General features: G+C 55.9%; 21 protein-coding genes. 12 read left to right on the forward strand and 9 right to left on the reverse strand.

From position 1 onward, the window contains the following. Positions 1-23 precede the first annotated feature (23 nt). Complete coding sequence (locus tag ACX3YF_RS14555; RefSeq protein ID WP_458973867.1) at positions 24-1,025, reverse strand: AraC family transcriptional regulator; 1,002 nt, start codon at positions 1,023-1,025, stop codon at positions 24-26. Between the two features lie 339 nt (positions 1,026-1,364). On the opposite strand from ACX3YF_RS14555, the gene ACX3YF_RS14560 reads away from it, so the two are divergent. After that, positions 1,365-2,699: a dicarboxylate/amino acid:cation symporter gene (locus ACX3YF_RS14560; protein ID WP_047532270.1), complete on the forward strand. Its 1,335-nt coding sequence runs from the start codon at positions 1,365-1,367 to the stop codon at positions 2,697-2,699. Positions 2,700-2,843: 144 nt separating this feature from the next. Then, positions 2,844-4,025 carry a CaiB/BaiF CoA transferase family protein gene (locus tag ACX3YF_RS14565; protein WP_458973868.1) on the forward strand — a complete coding sequence of 394 codons (1,182 nt, stop codon included), beginning with the start codon at positions 2,844-2,846 and terminating at the stop codon, positions 4,023-4,025. A gap of 6 nt (positions 4,026-4,031) precedes the next feature. On the opposite strand, the gene ACX3YF_RS14570 is transcribed toward ACX3YF_RS14565, so the two are convergent. Together ACX3YF_RS14570 and ACX3YF_RS14575 are read right to left on the reverse strand one after the other, a co-directional pair. Further along, positions 4,032-4,526: a SprT family zinc-dependent metalloprotease gene (locus ACX3YF_RS14570; protein ID WP_130209469.1), complete on the reverse strand. Its 495-nt coding sequence runs from the start codon at positions 4,524-4,526 to the stop codon at positions 4,032-4,034. Between the two features lie 161 nt (positions 4,527-4,687). Then, a complete protein-coding gene (locus ACX3YF_RS14575; protein WP_130209471.1) occupies positions 4,688-5,290 on the reverse strand; it encodes a Yip1 family protein in 603 nt (200 codons plus the stop codon). A 314-nt stretch (positions 5,291-5,604) separates the two neighbouring features. On the opposite strand from ACX3YF_RS14575, the gene ttcA reads away from it, so the two are divergent. The 9 genes from ttcA to ACX3YF_RS14620 all read left to right on the forward strand — a co-directional run bounded on the left by ttcA (position 5,605) and on the right by ACX3YF_RS14620 (position 13,188). Next, positions 5,605-6,429, forward strand: a complete 825-nt coding sequence (ttcA, locus tag ACX3YF_RS14580; RefSeq protein ID WP_103404903.1) for a tRNA 2-thiocytidine(32) synthetase TtcA — start codon at positions 5,605-5,607, stop codon at positions 6,427-6,429. A 132-nt stretch (positions 6,430-6,561) separates the two neighbouring features. Beyond that, on the forward strand, positions 6,562-7,236 hold the full coding sequence (locus tag ACX3YF_RS14585) for a DNA-3-methyladenine glycosylase I (protein WP_130209473.1): 675 nt from the start codon (positions 6,562-6,564) through the stop codon (positions 7,234-7,236). Between the two features lie 300 nt (positions 7,237-7,536). Beyond that, a complete protein-coding gene (locus ACX3YF_RS14590) occupies positions 7,537-8,808 on the forward strand; it encodes a tyrosine-type recombinase/integrase (RefSeq protein ID WP_458973869.1) in 1,272 nt (423 codons plus the stop codon). A 71-nt stretch (positions 8,809-8,879) separates the two neighbouring features. Beyond that, positions 8,880-9,104, forward strand: a complete 225-nt coding sequence (locus tag ACX3YF_RS14595) for a hypothetical protein (protein ID WP_458973870.1) — start codon at positions 8,880-8,882, stop codon at positions 9,102-9,104. A gap of 171 nt (positions 9,105-9,275) precedes the next feature. Beyond that, a complete protein-coding gene (locus ACX3YF_RS14600) occupies positions 9,276-9,806 on the forward strand; it encodes a hypothetical protein (RefSeq protein WP_458973871.1) in 531 nt (176 codons plus the stop codon). Between the two features lie 679 nt (positions 9,807-10,485). Continuing rightward, complete coding sequence (locus ACX3YF_RS14605) at positions 10,486-11,235, forward strand: hypothetical protein (protein WP_458973872.1); 750 nt, start codon at positions 10,486-10,488, stop codon at positions 11,233-11,235. After that, the gene (locus tag ACX3YF_RS14610; RefSeq protein WP_458973873.1) at positions 11,232-11,540 is read left to right on the forward strand and encodes a hypothetical protein; all 309 of its coding nucleotides are present in this window, start codon (positions 11,232-11,234) and stop codon (positions 11,538-11,540) included. Before ACX3YF_RS14605 ends, ACX3YF_RS14610 begins: the two co-directional genes overlap by 4 nt. Positions 11,541-11,686: 146 nt before the next feature. Next, a complete protein-coding gene (locus ACX3YF_RS14615; RefSeq protein ID WP_458973874.1) occupies positions 11,687-12,451 on the forward strand; it encodes a TIGR04255 family protein in 765 nt (254 codons plus the stop codon). Positions 12,452-12,747: 296 nt separating this feature from the next. Next, a complete protein-coding gene (locus tag ACX3YF_RS14620; protein ID WP_458973875.1) occupies positions 12,748-13,188 on the forward strand; it encodes a hypothetical protein in 441 nt (146 codons plus the stop codon). A 553-nt stretch (positions 13,189-13,741) separates the two neighbouring features. Here the strand turns inward: ACX3YF_RS14620 and ACX3YF_RS14625 are convergent. The 3 genes from ACX3YF_RS14625 to arsC are packed head-to-tail and all read right to left on the reverse strand — an operon-like array spanning position 13,742 to position 15,094. Next, positions 13,742-14,146, reverse strand: coding sequence for a DUF2069 domain-containing protein (locus ACX3YF_RS14625; RefSeq protein ID WP_458973876.1), 405 nt, complete (start codon positions 14,144-14,146; stop codon positions 13,742-13,744). 1 nt (position 14,147) lies between these two features. Continuing rightward, entirely contained in the window at positions 14,148-14,744 is a 597-nt protein-coding gene (gene wrbA, locus ACX3YF_RS14630; RefSeq protein ID WP_130209477.1) for an NAD(P)H:quinone oxidoreductase, read from the reverse strand. Continuing rightward, a complete protein-coding gene (arsC, locus tag ACX3YF_RS14635) occupies positions 14,741-15,094 on the reverse strand; it encodes an arsenate reductase (glutaredoxin) (protein ID WP_130209479.1) in 354 nt (117 codons plus the stop codon). Before arsC ends, wrbA begins: the two co-directional genes overlap by 4 nt. A gap of 114 nt (positions 15,095-15,208) precedes the next feature. Here arsC and ACX3YF_RS14640 point away from each other — a divergent pair, with 114 nt between their 5' ends. Further along, positions 15,209-15,676, forward strand: a complete 468-nt coding sequence (locus ACX3YF_RS14640) for a TlpA family protein disulfide reductase (protein WP_130209481.1) — start codon at positions 15,209-15,211, stop codon at positions 15,674-15,676. 64 nt (positions 15,677-15,740) lie between these two features. On the opposite strand, the gene ACX3YF_RS14645 is transcribed toward ACX3YF_RS14640, so the two are convergent. The 3 genes from ACX3YF_RS14645 to ACX3YF_RS14655 form a co-directional block, all read right to left on the reverse strand. After that, entirely contained in the window at positions 15,741-16,145 is a 405-nt protein-coding gene (locus ACX3YF_RS14645) for an META domain-containing protein (protein ID WP_047532250.1), read from the reverse strand. Then, positions 16,145-16,579, reverse strand: a complete 435-nt coding sequence (locus ACX3YF_RS14650) for a hypothetical protein (RefSeq protein WP_047532249.1) — start codon at positions 16,577-16,579, stop codon at positions 16,145-16,147. The genes ACX3YF_RS14645 and ACX3YF_RS14650 overlap by 1 nt, the downstream gene beginning before the upstream one ends. A 77-nt stretch (positions 16,580-16,656) precedes the next feature. Beyond that, a complete protein-coding gene (locus ACX3YF_RS14655) occupies positions 16,657-17,649 on the reverse strand; it encodes a 2-hydroxyacid dehydrogenase (RefSeq protein WP_130209483.1) in 993 nt (330 codons plus the stop codon).

The raw sequence follows: 17,649 nt of genomic DNA on the forward strand, positions 1-17,649 counted from the left end.
CTGGTTTCCTACAGGTTATTCCTTCAATTCTCCCGAGCGCGGTACGCCCCCGGCGTCAGCCCCGTCCACTTCTTGAACGCCCGATGAAACGCCGAGGGCTCGGAAAATCCCAGCTGCTCGGCAATCTGTTGCAACGACAGGTTGGCGCGGCTCAAATGATAAATCGCAATGTCACGACGCAATTGGTCCTTCAACTCCTGGAAACTGCTGCCTTCTTCGCGTAAATGGCGGCGCAAGGTTTGCGGGCTGATGTGCAGGTGCGCGGCCACGTCTTCCAGATCCGGCCAGCGCGAACTGTCGCGACTGAGCAGCAGCCGCCGCAGCTGACTGCTCAAACTGTCGCCATCGTCAGGGCGCGATAGCAGATCGGCAGGAGAGCGCTCAAGAAAAAGCTTGAGCGTCCGCTCGTCCTGCAACAGCGGCATGTTCAAGTAGCGGCTGTGAAACAGCAGGCTGCTGTGCAGGGTGGAAAACTCAAGCGGACAGGAAAATAGCAAATCGTATTCGGCCCCATGCTCCGGTCGCGGATAGCTGAACGTGGCTTGTTCCAATCGAATGCGCTGGCCGATCAGCCAGCTGCCGAAGCGGTGCCAGATCACCAGCAGGCTTTCGGTGAGGAAATGGTCCGGATCCCACAGATGCGCATCGTCCAGGCTCAGGCGGATCATTTCATCTTCGCGCGTCAGGGTCAGGCGCGGGGCATCGGGGAATAGGCTATAAAACAATAAGCCACGGTTGAGTGCCTTATCCAGATTTCGGCAGTGGATCACGGCATGACACATCATTGCGAAGCTGCCCGGCTTGCTCTGGCCTTTTCCGAAACCCAGGTACTCGTCGTCCAGTGCCAGCCAAAGTGCCTGGATCAGTCGAGCGAACTGTTCCGGAGCGATACGCGCCCGCGGCTCGTCGAGCAATTCGGGGCTGATCCCCAATTGCTGCAACAGAGCCGAATAGTCATAACCACGCCGTTGCGCGCCACCGAGGGCGGCACGGGCGAAATGACTGGCGATGGTGCGTTCGCGCATGACAGACAAATCCATCTATTGAGCGACGGATGGTAGCGGCGGCACTTGCCAATGAACAGGGCGGATATCCGCCAAATTGCAGGATGAGATCCGGTCGATGGGCGGAAATCCGCCACTGCAATCTATCCGCCGGATAAACAGAAAATGCTTGCAACCCTTGCTGTCAAAAGGCTTGCAGGGTTTTCGCGGAAGGTGGCATGGGCCTTGCGATACAACGAGCAGATGCCTGCCATCGCGGGGCTCGAAAAAACAAATCCCTCCAGTGCAGGAGGGTTCGCAATTCAGGTGCCGTGGATAACAGATGGATGTTGTCACCGTGCACTCTTGAGGAACTTTGCAATGACGACTCGTCAGCCACTGTACAAATCCCTGTATTTCCAGGTGATCGTTGCAATTGTCATCGGTATTTTGCTCGGTCACTACTACCCACAGCTCGGTGTGGCCGTTAAGCCTCTGGGTGACGGGTTCATCAAACTGATCAAAATGATCATCGCCCCTATCATTTTCTGCACTGTCGTCAGTGGTATCGCCGGCATGCAGGACATGAAGTCGGTCGGCAAGACCGGTGGTTACGCACTGCTCTACTTCGAAATCGTTTCGACCATTGCCTTGCTGGTAGGTCTGGTTGTGGTCAACATCGTGCAGCCAGGCGCTGGCATGCACATTGACGTCAGCACGCTGGACGCCTCCAAAGTCGCCACTTATGTTGCGGCCGGTGCCGATCAAAGTGTCGTCGGCTTCCTGCTCAATGTGATCCCGACCACCATCGTCGGCGCGTTCGCCACGGGCGACATCCTGCAAGTGCTGATGTTCTCGGTAATCTTCGGTTTCGCCCTGCATCGCCTGGGTGCCTACGGCAAGCCGATCCTCGACTTCATCGATCGCTTCGCCCACGTGATGTTCAACATCATCAACATGATCATGAAGCTCGCGCCAATTGGTGCCTTTGGTGCCATGGCGTTCACCATCGGTGCCTACGGTGTCGGGTCGCTGGTGCAACTGGGTCAGTTGATGGCCTGCTTCTACATCACTTGCCTGCTGTTCATCCTGATCGTGCTGGGCGCTATCGCTCGCGCTCACGGTTTCAGCGTGCTGAAAGTGATCCGCTACATCCGTGAAGAACTGCTGATCGTGCTGGGTACTTCGTCCTCGGAATCGGTACTGCCGCGCATGCTGATCAAGATGGAGCGTCTGGGTGCTCAGAAATCCGTGGTGGGTCTGGTGATCCCGACCGGTTACTCGTTCAACCTCGACGGCACTGCGATCTACCTGACCATGGCGGCCGTGTTCATTGCCCAGGCCACCGATACTCACATGGATATCACGCACCAGATCACCTTGCTGGTGGTACTGCTGCTGTCCTCCAAGGGCGCTGCGGGCGTGACCGGCAGTGGTTTCATCGTACTGGCCGCCACCCTGTCCGCCGTGGGTCACCTGCCGGTAGCCGGTCTGGCGCTGATCCTCGGTATCGACCGCTTCATGTCCGAAGCCCGTGCGCTGACCAACCTGGTGGGCAACGCCGTTGCCACATTGGTGGTGGCCAAGTGGGTCAAGGAGCTGGACACTGACGTGATGCACGCCGAGCTGGCCTCGGGCGGTCGCGGCATTGCCGATGAACCTAAGGACGATGTTCTGGGCCACGTCGAAGGGGCAACCCCGACTAACGCCAAGTAAACCTTGTCATGATGAAAAAACCCGCTTCGGCGGGTTTTTTTTTGCCCGCGACCTGAGCACAACGGTCACCGTCACTGGCACATTAGGTGATTGCCCCTGAGTGTCTGGCTGCCTAGTCTGGGGCATCGTCTAGGGAGAACAGTCATGGTTGGTCCACTGGCATCACTCAAGGTTCTGGATTTTTCGACACTACTGCCCGGGCCGTTCGCCTCGCTGCTGCTGGCGGACATGGGCGCCGAGGTGCTGCGCATCGAGTCGCCGACTCGCATGGACCTGCTGCGCGTGCTGCCGCCCCATGACCGGGGCGTTTCCGCCAGTCATGCCTACCTCAATCGCAACAAGCGCAGCCTGGCGATGGACCTCAAGCAACCCGAGGCGCTGGACGTGATCAAACAGCTGCTGCAGGACTACGACATCGTCCTGGAGCAATTTCGCCCTGGCGTCATGGAACGATTGGGCCTGGGCTATGAAGCCTTGAAAGCGATCAATCCGAAGCTGATTTATGTGTCGATCACCGGTTACGGGCAGACCGGCCCCTACAAGGATCGCGCCGGGCATGACATCAACTACCTGGCCCTGGCCGGGCTATCAAGCTACACCGGCCGCGCCGACAGTGGGCCGCTGCCCTTGGGCGCCCAGGTGGCGGATGTCGCCGGTGGCTCGCTGCACGGGGTGATCGGCCTGCTGGCGGCGGTGATCGCTCGGCAGCAGACCGGTCTGGGGCAGTACCTGGATGTGAGCATGACCGATTGTGCGTTCAGCCTGAACGCCATGGCCGGAGCCGGGTATCTGGCCTGTGGCGTTGAGCCGGGTCGGGAAGACCAGATGCTCAACGGCGGCAGTTTCTACGACTATTACCGCTCGCGGGACGGGCGCTGGTTGTCGGTGGGCAGCCTGGAACCGGACTTCATGAAACGGCTGTGCACGGCCTTGGGGCTGGAGGAACTGGCCAACCTCGGCTTATCGCCGCAACCGGCCCAGCAAAAGCGCCTCAAGGACGCGCTGAAGGTCGAGTTCGAGAAGCATGATTTTGCCGAGTTGTGTGCAATGTTTGCCGGGCTGGATGCCTGTGTCGAACCGGTGTTGAGTCTGAGCGAGGCGGTGCAGCATCCACAAATGCAGGCGCGGGAGTTGGTGACCGAGGTGCCACGGGGGGATGGTACGAGCCAGCTGCAGATGGCGTGTCCATTGAAGTTTTCGCAAGGTTTGCCGCAGCCCGGACATATTGGCGCGACGCTGGGGCAGCATACGGATCAGGTGTTGGATGAGTTGGGTTATAGCGCTGAGCGGATTGCTGAATTGCGGCGTGCCAAGGTGGTTCTCTAGCGCCCACTACTCGACCCGCATCTCCCCGCTGAACACCAACGTGTTTCGACACCGCCGACACAAATACCGTCGGCCCTGTCGTACCAGGCTATGGCGCTGCGCCGAAAACGGAAAGTCACTGTCTGCGCACGGGCATCTATAGATGTAACGGGTCACGCTGCGGCGTTTGACGTCATAGGTGTGGCAACGGTTGGGCGGCAGTTCGTACACGCCGCGCATGATCAATTGCCATTCTTCGCCATGGGGCTGGATGCGGTCGCCGAACAGTTGGTGGGCAATCAGGTGCGCGACTTCGTGGGCTACCGTCTGCTTGAGGAAGTCTTCGGTGTTTTCCCGATACAGTTGCGGGTTGAAGCGCAGCAGGTTCTCGTGCAAATGCGCGACACCGGCTTTTTGCCCGCGCAGTTTGAGACTTACCACGGGGCGTTTGAAAGTTCGTTTGAAAAAGGATTCGGCTTGTTGGAAACAGTCTTCGACGCGGATATTGAGTTGCTCGGGCATGCTTGATGGATCTCCAGAGGTGTCGAGTATGCCGCAACCCTCGAGCCTTGCGAATCGCCGAAGCGCCGAATGGTTGTTGCCGTTGTCTGTACTGGAGGCATTAAAAGGCCGCCTTGCGGCGGCCGGTGTGTCGGCAGATCTAGTTTTTGGAGGGTGTGTTGCTAATTGGTATAGACCGGCCCCACGCCGAGTCCCCAGACGATCACGGTGAACGCCATGATGGCCACCAGCACCACCAGGCCTACGGCAAGTACTGAACTGGAAAATAGAAAGCCTTCGTCGGATGGAATGTTCATGAACGTCGGCAAGCCGACATACAACAGGTAAACGGTGTAGCAGATCGCCGCGGTGCCGACGATCATTCCCAGCCACATGTGCGGGTACAGCGCCGCAAGGCCGCCAATGAACAGCGGGGTTGCGGTGTAGGTGGCAAATGCCACGCAACGCGCCAGGCTTGGATTGGCATCATAGGTGCGGGCCATCCAGTGGATGAACGCGCCCATGACTGCTACGCCGCCCAGCATGGCCAGGTACGACATGATGGTCATCCATAGCGCGCTCTCGTGGGTCAGCATCACCGGCGCTCGATTGCCGATGACCCAGCCGACCTGCGTGGTGCCGATAAACGCCGACACCGCGGGAATCGCCGCCAGAATCAGTGTGTGGGTCAGGTACATGTGGCTGATGCTTTCCTCCTGGTCGCCACGGATTTCTTTCCATTCCTGATCAGGGTGGGTGAAAAGCCCCACTACGTGATGGATCATGCCAGTCACTCCTCTTGTTTTTACCGTCGCCCCCCAGTGGAGCGCTTACGGGCCAAATCGGCCAAGTAAGTTACAGGTCTGGATATGAATGCGACCTTATGTCGCAGTATAGGAAGGAGTTTCCCTTGAGGGAGTAAGGGTATTAGAGCAAATCGCGCTGTAAACGCGCGTCTTAATCGCCGTAGAGTCTGTGCAGGACCGAATTTATGGGGAGGGAACTGGCTCCCTGCCCACATGGGCTGCGAGGGCCTTCGCCAGCGAGGTGTTTTTGCGTAAAATGCCGGCCTTTCGTCACACCTCACGGATTTCGCGTCATGGGCACTCTTACGGTCAACCAGAACAAACTGCAAAAGCGCCTTCGCCGCCAGGCCGGTGAGGCTGTTGCCGACTTCAACATGATTGAAGACGGTGACAAGGTCATGGTCTGCCTGTCCGGTGGCAAGGACAGCTACACCATGCTCGATGTGCTGATGCACTTGCAGAAGGTGGCGCCGATCAAGTTCGAGATCGTGGCCGTGAACATGGATCAGAAGCAGCCGGGCTTCCCTGAGCACGTGCTGCCGGCCTACCTCAAAGAGCTGGGCATCGAGTACCACATTGTCGAGAAAGACACTTACTCGGTGGTCAAGGAGCTGATTCCGGAGGGCAAGACCACCTGCTCGCTATGCTCGCGCCTGCGTCGCGGCACGCTCTATACCTTCGCCGACGAAATCGGCGCGACCAAGATGGCGCTCGGCCACCATCGTGACGACATTGTCGAGACGTTTTTCCTGAACATGTTCTTCAACGGGTCGCTCAAGGCCATGCCGCCAAAACTGCGCGCCGACGATGGCCGCAACGTGGTGATCCGCCCTCTGGCCTACTGCAACGAAAAAGACATCCAGGCCTATTCGGACCTCAAGCAATTTCCGATCATCCCGTGCAACCTCTGCGGCTCCCAGGAAAACCTGCAGCGTCAGGTGGTCAAGGAAATGCTGCAGGACTGGGAGCGCAAGACCCCGGGTCGTACCGAGAGCATTTTCCGCAGCCTGCAGAACGTGATCCCGTCGCAACTGGCGGACCGCAACCTGTTCGACTTCACTAGCCTGCGTATCGACGAAAGCGCTGCATCTCGCTTCGTCAATGTGGTCAACCTGTAACCACAATTACTGTGGGAGCGAGCTTGCTCGCGATGGCGTCCTGTCAGTCGACAACACTACCGGCTGACAGATCGCCATCGCGAGCAAGCTCGCTCCCACATTTGGTTTTTGTTTCATTCCTCAGGAGAGGGCATGCGCGACTACAAGTGGCTGAACGAATACTGCTTGAACCGTTTCGGTTCGGCGGCTGAACTGGAAGCCCATCTGCCCGTTCCCAAGACCCCGGCGCAATTGCGCAAAATCAGCGACGATCGCTACCTCTCGACCATGGCATTGCGTGTATTCCGCGCCGGGCTCAAGCACAGCCTGGTCGACGCCAAGTGGCCGGCCTTCGAAGAGGTCTTCTTCAAGTTCAACCCGGAAAAAGTCGTGCTGATGAGCGCCGAACACCTGGAGCGCCTGATGCAGGACGCGCGGATCATCCGCCACCTGGGCAAGCTCAAGAGCGTGCCGCGCAATGCGCAGTTCGTGCTGGATGTGGCTCATGAAAAGGGCAGCTTCGGCGCGATGATCGCCGATTGGCCGGTGACCGATATCGTCGGGCTCTGGACCTTCCTGAAAAAGCGTGGCCATCAGTTGGGCGGTCTGTCGGCGCCGCGTTTTCTTCGCATGGTTGGCAAAGACACCTTTGTGCCGAGCTATGACGTGGTGGCGGCATTGAATGCACAGAACATCATTGACAAGGTGCCCAGCAGCCAGCGGGATCTGGCGTTGGTGCAGGGTGTGTTCAACCAGTGGCATGAGGAAAGTGGCGGACGGCCGATGAGCCAGATTTCGATGATGCTGGCTTACACCGTGAATCATTGAGACCGAGTCGACCTATCGCGGGCAAGCCCGCGATGGCTTCAGATCAGACGGCAGAGATTTCGCCTTCGCCCGCCAGCTTGCGGTTCAACTGATACCGATAGGAGGACCGTAAACACGGAGCCTCAGCCCATGAACAGCGTCATCCAAGCGTCTCGTGTCACAAGTCGTGTCACAATTGCTACGCCCTTAGCGGCCCCGTATTACTACCGTCGAGCTGGTGTCTACTACCTCAGACTACGGCCTGTAGGCCTCTTGTGTAGTCACACGGTATCCTTGAGGTCCACTGACAGGACCACCGCAATGCAGAACTCGAAGGACCTCAGAGCCGCCCTCGCTGGTTTCCACCTCGACAATCCCCAAGCTGACTGGGAGTCCATCCGTTCGGCAATCCGAGAGTTCGCCCTTGAGGCTCTCCAAGCTGACCACAGCAATGACCCAATGCAGAGCTACGGAATGGTCTATGACGACCTAAAGAGGCATCTGATAGGCCACGCAATGACATCCCCGATGTCACCTGTGCAGGCCCGTGGTGTCGAAGCCGCTATCGCTGCTGTGAGTGGTGCTCAAAGGAGGCTCAGCGGTGATCTGGGGGCGCTCAATGAGGTCCTTGAGGATGCATCAAAGTGTGGCACGTCAACTCCCCTGTCTCCGTCTATATCTGTAATACCGTCCTTAGATGCTCTTACTTTCGAGGGCCTCTCAACGGTCTACATCAAGGAACACCACACCAACGTAACGGACGCTACCCTAAAGAGCCTCAGCTACAACCTCAAGGCGCTCAATGGGGCGCTCTCAGGTCTGGACCTAAGGAGCCACTCAAGGGCGGACATGCAGGCCCTCAAGGCAACCTTGGGAGCCTCACGATCAGTGACCACTGTTAATAAGCTGCTGGGCACTCTGGTCACGGTTCTTGACTGGTCTGTTAACAATGGTCTCCTTGAGCGTCACTATGCGAAGGGTCTCAAGCACCGTAAGGGCACTGATAGCCAGCGCAAGGCATTCAGCAAGTCTCAGGTTCAGGCAATCATGGCGAAGGCTGTAGAGGACACCTCTGAGGCTTCCTTGTTGATTCAATTGGGTGTCCTTACAGGTGCCCGGTTGAATGAGCTGACGACCCTTGTAAAGGGCGACTTCAGGACCGTCAATGGCGTGCTGATGCTGAGCATTAACAAGGACCATGCCCATAAGAGCCTCAAGAATGCTCATAGCATCCGCATGGTTCCGCTTGTGGCGTCCCTTGGGTTTGATCTTGAGGGCTTCCTGAAGCTCATAGAAAACCTTTCAGGTGATGAGGACCAGTTGTTCAATGGTAGTAGGGCTCACCTTGCCAATACCGCCAATGCCCTGCTTAGAAGCTTCCACGGGGAGGCCGATAAGGACCTCGTGTTCCATTCTCTGAGGCACTCAGTGGCGTCCTCTTTGAAGTCCTCAGGGGCTCGCTTGGAAGTCGCTCAGGCGATCCTTGGACATTCCTCAGGGTCGATCACATGGGACCTTTACGGGCGCTGTGGGACTTTGAGTGTCGTTGAAATGGCCGAAGCACTCAAGGCAGCTCTATCTACCGATTCTTGATTGGTGGCCAAGTGATATGTTTATGGGTAAATTGGTTTATTACCTACGTGAACATCATGCAAAGGAGTGTAATGAAAATAATGAATGGAATTAGACGCCACCCCATCCAATGGATTGTCTTCAGCGGATTGGCTTATCTATTTATTGGAATATTTGTAGGCGGTTATTTCCATAAAGGTCCGCTAATCCAGTCGGGGGATCAATTTGCGGACATCCCGTTATGGGCGAATGTAATTTTGATTGTTCTTTCTGCGGGCATAGGCGCCTACACATCCCATAAAGAGAACAAGGCATAAATAGGCAGTGAAGTTGGGGTCTACCGTTTTTAGGTAGGCCTCGATTGAAAAGAGAGACTTTAGGGGTATCGAACTCGATGTCCTCGTTGGGCAGGCTGAGCACGACTTGTTGTTCGTTGCGACCCAAGTGGCTTAGTTGAACGGCAATCGTTAAAACATATAGGGATATTTATGGCGTCTGATAATGATGCGAACTACATTAAGTGGTTGATGACGGATCTAATGGTTGATTTGGCATCAGCGGTGGGTATGGGGCGTGAGATCATATTTGCTCATGATCCGCTTGTGCCCATTAAAAGCATTGGGCGGCTCAGAGTGTGTAATCATTCAATAGTCCTGTCCCTCTTTAAGTTGCATGAGGTTAGAAAGGGGTACGGACAGTTCTTCAATGGTCTCCCAGGTGAAGTTACTGTATCGCTTTATCAAGATGCAAAAGACATCGAAGCCAAGAAGATTTGCCAGTTCAGAAACAAATACGCCGCTCATATATTTGATAAGGAAACAAAAAAACCTATTTCCCTCGAAAAAGGGGAGGAACTATTGCTCTCGATTACAGGTAAAGACAATTCGGATTGCTTAGATTTTTACAATTGGATTTGTCCCGAAGGCTGGAAGGCAGATCAGAAATGCGTAGTCAGCACGGTGGTGGCCTTGCGTGATTACTGTAGGGGGTTGCCGGGCGGGGAGCTGGAAAGACCTTAGCCGTTAAAACCCCTCACTATTGCGACAGGGATTTAAAAACCCTCACATATACCGGGACCCTCACAGTCTCCCCACCGTAACCGCTAAGTCACCCTCAAGGTGATCCAGTGGGCAAGGCTCAACGTGACAGCGTGGTTCACTCCACCAGACACATGAGACCACCAAGTCAGAACCCCTCGGGGCCTCTGGGGTCCAGTTACGGGGACCATCACAACGATACTGTCTGTCGAGCCTCTGAATGGCTTGATGGACCCTTAATAGGTTTGGGCCTCCTATTACTGATCGTGTGATTGCAGGGCCTTTTACTTAAAGACCCTCAAAGAGGAATATCAGATAGTAATCTTTATATTCTCTCTCTAAGTTAAAAGACTTTAAGATCCCTTTAAGTACAAAGGCTCAGGTCTTCTCAGACCATGATTGCAAGCGACGGCATCATAGGGTCACTCACCGTGACTCGTTATGTGGTCTCTGAGTTCTCAGGTGTCCTCAATATTGGGTGCCAGTTAAAAACCCTCACATATACCGGACACACCGTCCACCTCTAAGGCCATTCGCATGGTCACTTCGTTAACAGAGTCTTTCTGATTGCTCCCTGTGCTACTCGCCAGAACCCGTCATGGGGTCTCTGTGCTGGCCTGTGGATGCGAACTCAGGGAGCAATCAAAAGGAAACCATGAATATGCAAACTTCCGAACTTCTACCAATCAATATCGAGGGTTATACCTTCAAGCCAAACGCTGAGGGCCTATGGAGCCTTACGGAAATCAACAAGGCATTACCTGAGCTGACAAAACCACCTGCTCAATGGCGTGGCCGTGATCGTGATTACTTTGATAGCTGTGCAAATCTGCATAGCTCCAATGGTAATGGAACCCATGCCACCGAACGGGCAACCATCGCCTACGCCATGGCCTGCTCTCTGGATTTTTATGTGATGGTCGTAGATGCCTTCGTTGCAATGCGTAACCATGCCATTGGTGAGAGTCGTCGTAAGGACGCTCTCTTAGACGCCAACATGCCCAAGGCCTCGGCCCTCGACATGAAAGCCCGAGGTGCTGGTCTGACATGGACAGAGGCTTGCCGTGTGACTGGTATTCAACAACCTCGACTCGCCTTGGACGCTCTGGTCTCAATGGGCTTCTTTGTGTACCCCATGGATAACTTCGGTAGCCGTGAGGGCTCGCCACGTCCACGTAAGCAGGGCTTCGAAGTGGGTGCCTTTGTGAAGGTCTCTTCGGACTTTGGGAATCGTGAAGGCTGGCGAGTAAAACCGCGTGGTCTGGATTGGCTCCGTAACAAGGCCGAAGAGATCAACCTAAAGGTAGCCGAGACGAAGGCTCAGAAGAGCAGGGCAAAGTTAGCTGCCAAGCAGTCGCCAGTTAAACGTGTGGGGCGTCCCAATGTTTCCTCTCAGGTGGCTCAACGATGAGCTATCTCGACCTGCTCAACAGCCTATGCCCGACCCCAGCGTCACGCATGAAGCTCATCACCATCCGCAATCAGTGGACCGACAGCTACAAACGCAAGGCCGTCTCAATAATTCACCCTGAAGGTGGTCGTGTGGTCGATCAAGCGGCCCTTGAGGTCTCCTTGAAGGAGAAACACGGAGCCTACTTGGTGGCCTTCATGCACAACCTTATTGCCTCTGGTGTCCATCTGGGCGCTCTACTGATGGTGCTTTCGAACTCCTCTCGCCGAGGGCGGTTGCTCGGATTTTATTGCCATTGTGCCTAAGATATCTGCGTCCGCATCAAGCTCAGATAGCAGGATTGGCAAGACCAGTTATACTCGCCACCAGCCACCGTTTACGGGCCGTTGATCGTTCAGGTTTCGGTACCATAGCCGCACTTTTGAATAACAACACGCACGCGAGATTACTAATGTACGAGCAAGTTTGTTACCAGAAATCGTTTCTTAAGCAGGTTATTGTCAGAGTCGATTTTGCTACGCCTTTAGATTCATTGGAAAAAAATGTACCGAGTAAATTGCTGAACTCCATCGTAGAGAGTTTTCCGATAATCGAGCCGGCCGACGTAATAGCGCATGAGTTATCACTTGATGGTAGCGCATTTAAGTCTAAGCAGACGATGAACAAGCAATGGAACTATTTTTCGAAAGATCGAGGGAGGCAGCTCACATTAACTCCTCAATTTATATTCGTCCTGTACACAGCTTATAGGGATTTTGAAGAGACGAAAGAACAATTTGGAGCTGTCGTTAATGCGTTGTTGAAGGCGTTCCCGGACACAAAAGCGTCCCGGTTTGGCCTGCGGTATATCAATGAGATTGAATTGCCGTTGGAGGACCCGACTGCATGGAGTGACTATATCAACCCAACGCTGCTGGGTAGTCGTGATTTTTTTGGCCCGGATGATGCCATTACGCGACTGATAAGTATCGCTGAGATTAAATATAACGATGTTGGTGTGCGGTTCCAGTTTGGAATGCCGAACCCTGATTATCCTGCGCCACTTAAACGGCCATTATTTATTCTCGATCTGGATGCCAGTGTGTCGCAAGCTCACGATCTGACGGAGGTAATGCAATATATGGATGAGACGCATGGCCGGATTCAGACTGTATACGAACGAAGCATTACAAATGCCTTGAGGGAGAAGATGAATGTCAGACCCGTTCAAGAGTGATTATATATCATCCAGTGTTACGGGAACGTCTCCTACAGACGTGACAGCTGTTGCAACGCCTTCTCAAGAGTCTGCGGCAGTTTTTCCGGCGACCAGTGATGTAGGAGCTCGGGCATTTGGTTTCGAACCAGAACGGTATGGGCTTGGAAAGCCTAAGCGTATTTTGATTAGAGGTAAGATCGCAAGTGAGTAATGTTAAGGTCGATAAGCGGCGCCGGATACGTATATCACAAGGTGACGTCTTTCGTGATATCGAATGCATTGAATATGCTATCGAAAAGAGAGGCGTAATTGAGGTGAGTAAGATCATCTTTCCATTGGTTATTGTGCTAACCCAGGATTGTGATCTCGAGCAGGACTCAAGTAATCGAGGGAAGGCGACACAAAATACGAAGCTTCTTTCAGTACTTGTTGCCCCTCTCTATAATTCAGAGCATTTATTCCTCGGTGAACATCTATCTGATCTTGGTCTAACGATGGAGAGAATTAATATTAAAAAAACTCCCGGTCAAACGCTTATTCAAAATGAGCGCCCAAGATATCACTACATTAACTTTCCAGTCGATGTGCCATTGGTTGCGTCTGTTGCTGACTTTAAGCATTACTTTTCAGTGCATGTGACTTATTTGGAAGGTGTTCGCAAGACAAACTTTGTGTGCCGGCTTTCTGATTTGTATCGAGAGGACGTATCGCAGAGGTTTGCCGCCTATTTAGCTCGAATTGGACTCCCTGCTTAATAGGGCTTCGTGTCGAATTCTTCTCTCTGCTCTAAGCTGCTCTCGTCAAGCTGCCTCACTCGCGGTGGGTGTTATTGTATCTGGGATGATCGGCTATACATTGCTCCTGTAAAAACTCCATTTTGCTTTGTCTATTTGTTAAAGTGAGTCTATTTCGTAATAAGAATATGGCGTGTTTAGATCGCACCCCTTTTCGGAACGTCCAAGGTACGACTCCAATAAAGTCGCTTTACCGTTCTCCCCAAAGTTATCGATCGCTCAAAGGTAACTCTGGTGAATGGTCAATCAGGGTAACTGGACATCGAGTTAAGCTTTGGCGCGCGCAGGCCCCTTTGATGGAAATATGAAGAAAATTTCTCTAAGACCACCTCAGTATTAATTGACCTGCGAATACCCCCGTGGACCCTCGCAGGCGCGATAAGGACCCCTCACAGGCAGGCGATAAGGACCCCTGAATAACCTCCAAGACAAGCCTCATCGCTTGTCACAACGGCGTCACAAGTCCTGCCACAAGATCCTTGACGATGCCCTGTAGGTCAGGCGTAATGGGGCCTCAAGCCTCCTGCCTTCGGTTCAACTGATACCGCCAGCGCACATACAACAGTGCCGAGCAGAACACTGCCAGGCTCGCGCCCATCTCCAGCAAGCCGAAAATCTGCCGGTTCGGGTCATAGGCAGCCAACGCGCCCTTGATGAAATACAGGTTCACCACAAAGCACATCCATGAATGTCCACGGGCGTTGCCGACGATCATTCCCGGCGCCAGCAACAGCAGCGGCACCAGTTCGATCAGCAGGATCACCCACGGCCGCGCACCGTGCAGATCGGCGACTGCCAGGTAGTAGACGCAAAGCAGCCCCACCAGCCCGAAAAAGCACAGCAGGCTGATGACGCGCATGGCCCGGACCCGGGGGTCGAGCCACTCGATGGAAGGCAGGATCTTCGGCTTCTTGGCCACTTTAGCGCTCCAGTTTCTGGGCAGTCTTGGCCAGGCGTGAGCCCAGCGCGCGGCACAGCGTCACTTCATGGGCATCCAGACCGCTTTTGCCGTCGGCACCAGCATGGTGGCTGGCGCCATATGGCGTGCCGCCACCCTGGGTTTCCAGCAGCGCCGATTCGCTATACGGCAGGCCGGTAATCAGCATGCCGTGGTGCAGTAGCGGCAGCATCATTGAGAGCAGGGTGGTTTCCTGGCCGCCGTGCAGGCTCGCCGTGGACGTGAAGACCCCGGCCGGTTTGCCGACGAGGGCGCCGGTCAGCCACAGGTTGCTGGTGCCGTCGAGAAAGTACTTGAGCGGCGCCGCCATGTTGCCGAAGCGGGTGGGGCTGCCCAGCGCCAGGCCGGCGCAGTTCTTCAGGTCATCGAGGGTGGCGTAGAGCGCGCCTTCCTCCGGAATATCCGGCGCCACGGCTTCGCATTCGGTGGAGATCGCCGGCACCGTGCGCAACCGCGCCTCAAGGCCGGCCTGTTCGACGCCCCGGGCAATCTGCCGGGCCATTTCGTTGGTCGAGCCACTGCGGCTGTAGTACAGCACCAGGATGTAGGGCGCAGTCACGGCAGCAGCTCCAGAATCTGCTCCGGCGGACGGCCGATGACGGCTTTGTCGCCGACTTCGAGAATCGGTCGCTCCATCAATTTAGGGTGAGCGGCGATGGCGGCGATCAATTGCGCTTCGCTCAGGCTGCTGTCGGCCAGGTTGAGGCTCTTGTACTCGTCCTCGCCAGTGCGCAGCAGTTGTCGGGCGCTGATCCCGAGTTTGCCCAGCAGGCTCTGGATTTGTGCGGCGTCCAGTGGCGTTTCGAGGTAGCGCACCACGGACGGCGTCAGGCCACGGGCTTCAAGCAGTTCGAGCGCACCGCGGGATTTCGAGCAGCGCGGGTTGTGATAAAGCGTCAGATCGGTCATGAGCGGGTCGCATCTTGCGTAAGGTGGCGGCTATTCTAACTGTGCAGCGCGCATTCCTGAACCGCGAGAGGCGATGGGTCGCAGGCGCATTCAATTTTTGACAAGGAACACGACATGACAAGGCGACTGGCAGCGGCATTGATGATCATCGGGGCGTTGATGCTGGGGGGCTGCGGTAACGACTACGGCATCGACCAGAACGGACAGAAAGTCGCCGCCGATCGTCTGGACGGTAAATGGCTGGTACTCAACTATTGGGCGGAGTGGTGCGGCCCGTGCCGTACCGAGATCCCGGAATTGAACCACTTGGCCGACCAGCTCAAGGACAGGAAGATCGGTGTGTTCGGGGTCAATTTCGACAATGTGCAGGGCGAAGATCTGAAAGGTGCCAGCGAGAAACTCGGGATCAAGTTCACCGTGTTGGCGCAGGATCCAGCCGATTTGTTCGAACTACCACGCAGCGAGGCGTTGCCGGTGACTTACATCATCGATAACAAGGGCAAGGTGCGCGAACAATTGATGGGCGAGCAAACGGCGGCGGGGGTGATGGCGAAGCTGGAGGCGTTGCAGGCTAAAAACTGACTTTAACGATGTGAACGCTTGTGGCGAGGGTGCTTGTCGGATCGCCGCACCCTCGCCATGTTGATCAACCCTCTTCAAGCCACCAGCGCAGCGGCTTGCCTTCAGCCGGCCAGAAGCGCATCTGGTCAATCGGCGAAACGTCCCAGCGCTGTACATTCTCCAGCGCCTGGAGGAAGCGTTTTTCCTGTTCCATCAGCGCCGGCGCGCAGAGTTTGCGGGTGCTGCCGACTTTGCCAAAACTGAGCTTGTCGCCTTCCAGCGTGTACGGCGCGAACCAGTGGTTGCAGCCGCCGCTACCGTAGGCCCGACCATCGTCAGCGAGGGTGATGGTCAGGTGGCTGTAATCCATCAGGGGACGTTCGCCGATCCACTCCAGGATGTAGCTACGATTTTGTTGCAATTGCACCGGCTCGGCGGCGCAGCCAAACAGGCTGGCGCCGACCATCGCGGTCAGAGCGAGGCGTTTCATCACGCGGGCTCCTGGCATTTCGGGCACAGGTGTTTCTCGCCAACGGACTTCCAGCCCAGCTCGGCAATCCGTGCAGTGGCCGCAGGTTTTTCCGCTTTAGTGCCCAGTTTGGCGTCGACCGCGAACTCGAAACTCAATTCTTTGGCGCAGCTGTCACAGTTCACTTGCCAGGTGTGGATCGCCAATTCGCCGAACACCGGACCACTGGCCACCGCGACCCATTGGCCGGGCGGGTTGATCAGGTGGCGAACCGTTTCGACGGTCAGGCGCATGGACAAGTCCTTGGCGCCTTTGAGGGTCACGATCAGCACGTCGTTGTTACGAATCGAGCCGCCGTTGCCGGTGACTTGATAACGCCCCGGCACCAGGGCGCGGCATTCGGTGAGGGTGTGTTGCGGGTTCATCAGGTTGTAGCGGAAATCGTGTTCGACCATGGGTCCTCCAAATATGCGCGATATGCTAGCACGGGCATACGCGCAGCATGGCGCGGGCATATGACCTTCGATCAGGTTCAGTCGCCCTCGACCCGATTTTCGGGTTTGCCTGCCATCCATGCCGCGATGTTCTGCAGGGTGGTCGCGGCAATCGCGCCCAATGCTTCGCGGGTCAGGAACGCCTGGTGCGCGGTCACGATCACGTTGGGGAACGTCAGCAGTCGCGCCAGCACATCGTCCTGCAATGGCAAGTCTGAACGGTCTTCGAAGAACAGCTGCGCCTCCTCCTCATAGACATCCAGCCCCAGATAACCCAATTGACCATCCTTCAAGGCATCGATCAACGCAGGTGTATCCACCAGGCCACCGCGTCCGGTGTTGATCAGCATCGCGCCCGGCTGCATGTGCGCCAGTGATTCGCGGTTGATCAAATGTTTGCTCTCTTTGTTGAGCGGGCAATGCAAGCTGATGATCTGCGACTCGGCCAGCAGTTGCGGCAAGCTCAGATAACGAGCGCCCAGTGCTTCGACTTCGGGGTTGGGGAAAGGGTCGTAGGCCAACAGCTTGCAACCGAAGCCGTTCATGATTCTGGCGAAGGTCGCGCCGATTTGCCCGGTGCCGACCACGCCGACAGTCTTGCCCACGAGGTCGAAGCCGGTCAGCCCGTGCAGGCTGAAATCGCCTTCGCGGGTGCGGTTGTAGGCGCGGTGCAAGCGGCGGTTGAGCGCCAATATCAGTGCCACCGCATGTTCGGCCACCGCGTGCGGCGAATAGGCCGGGACGCGCACAATCGCCAGTCCCAGGCGTTTCGCCGCAGCCAGGTCGACATGGTTGTAACCGGCCGAGCGCAGGGCGATCAGCCGGGTGCCGCCCGCAGCAAGGCGTTCAAGCACCGGGGCGCCGAGGTCATCATTGATGAAGGCGCAGACCACCTCGTGCTGCTCGGCCAATGCCACCGTATCGAGGCTCAGGCGTGCCGATTGAAAGTGCAGCTCGATATCGGCGGGCAGGTCTGCGGCGAGAAAGCTGTCGCGGTCGTAGGTCTGGCTGCTGAAAAGAATCGTGCGCAT

Source organism: Pseudomonas fluorescens group sp. PF-69 (assembly GCF_054481235.1).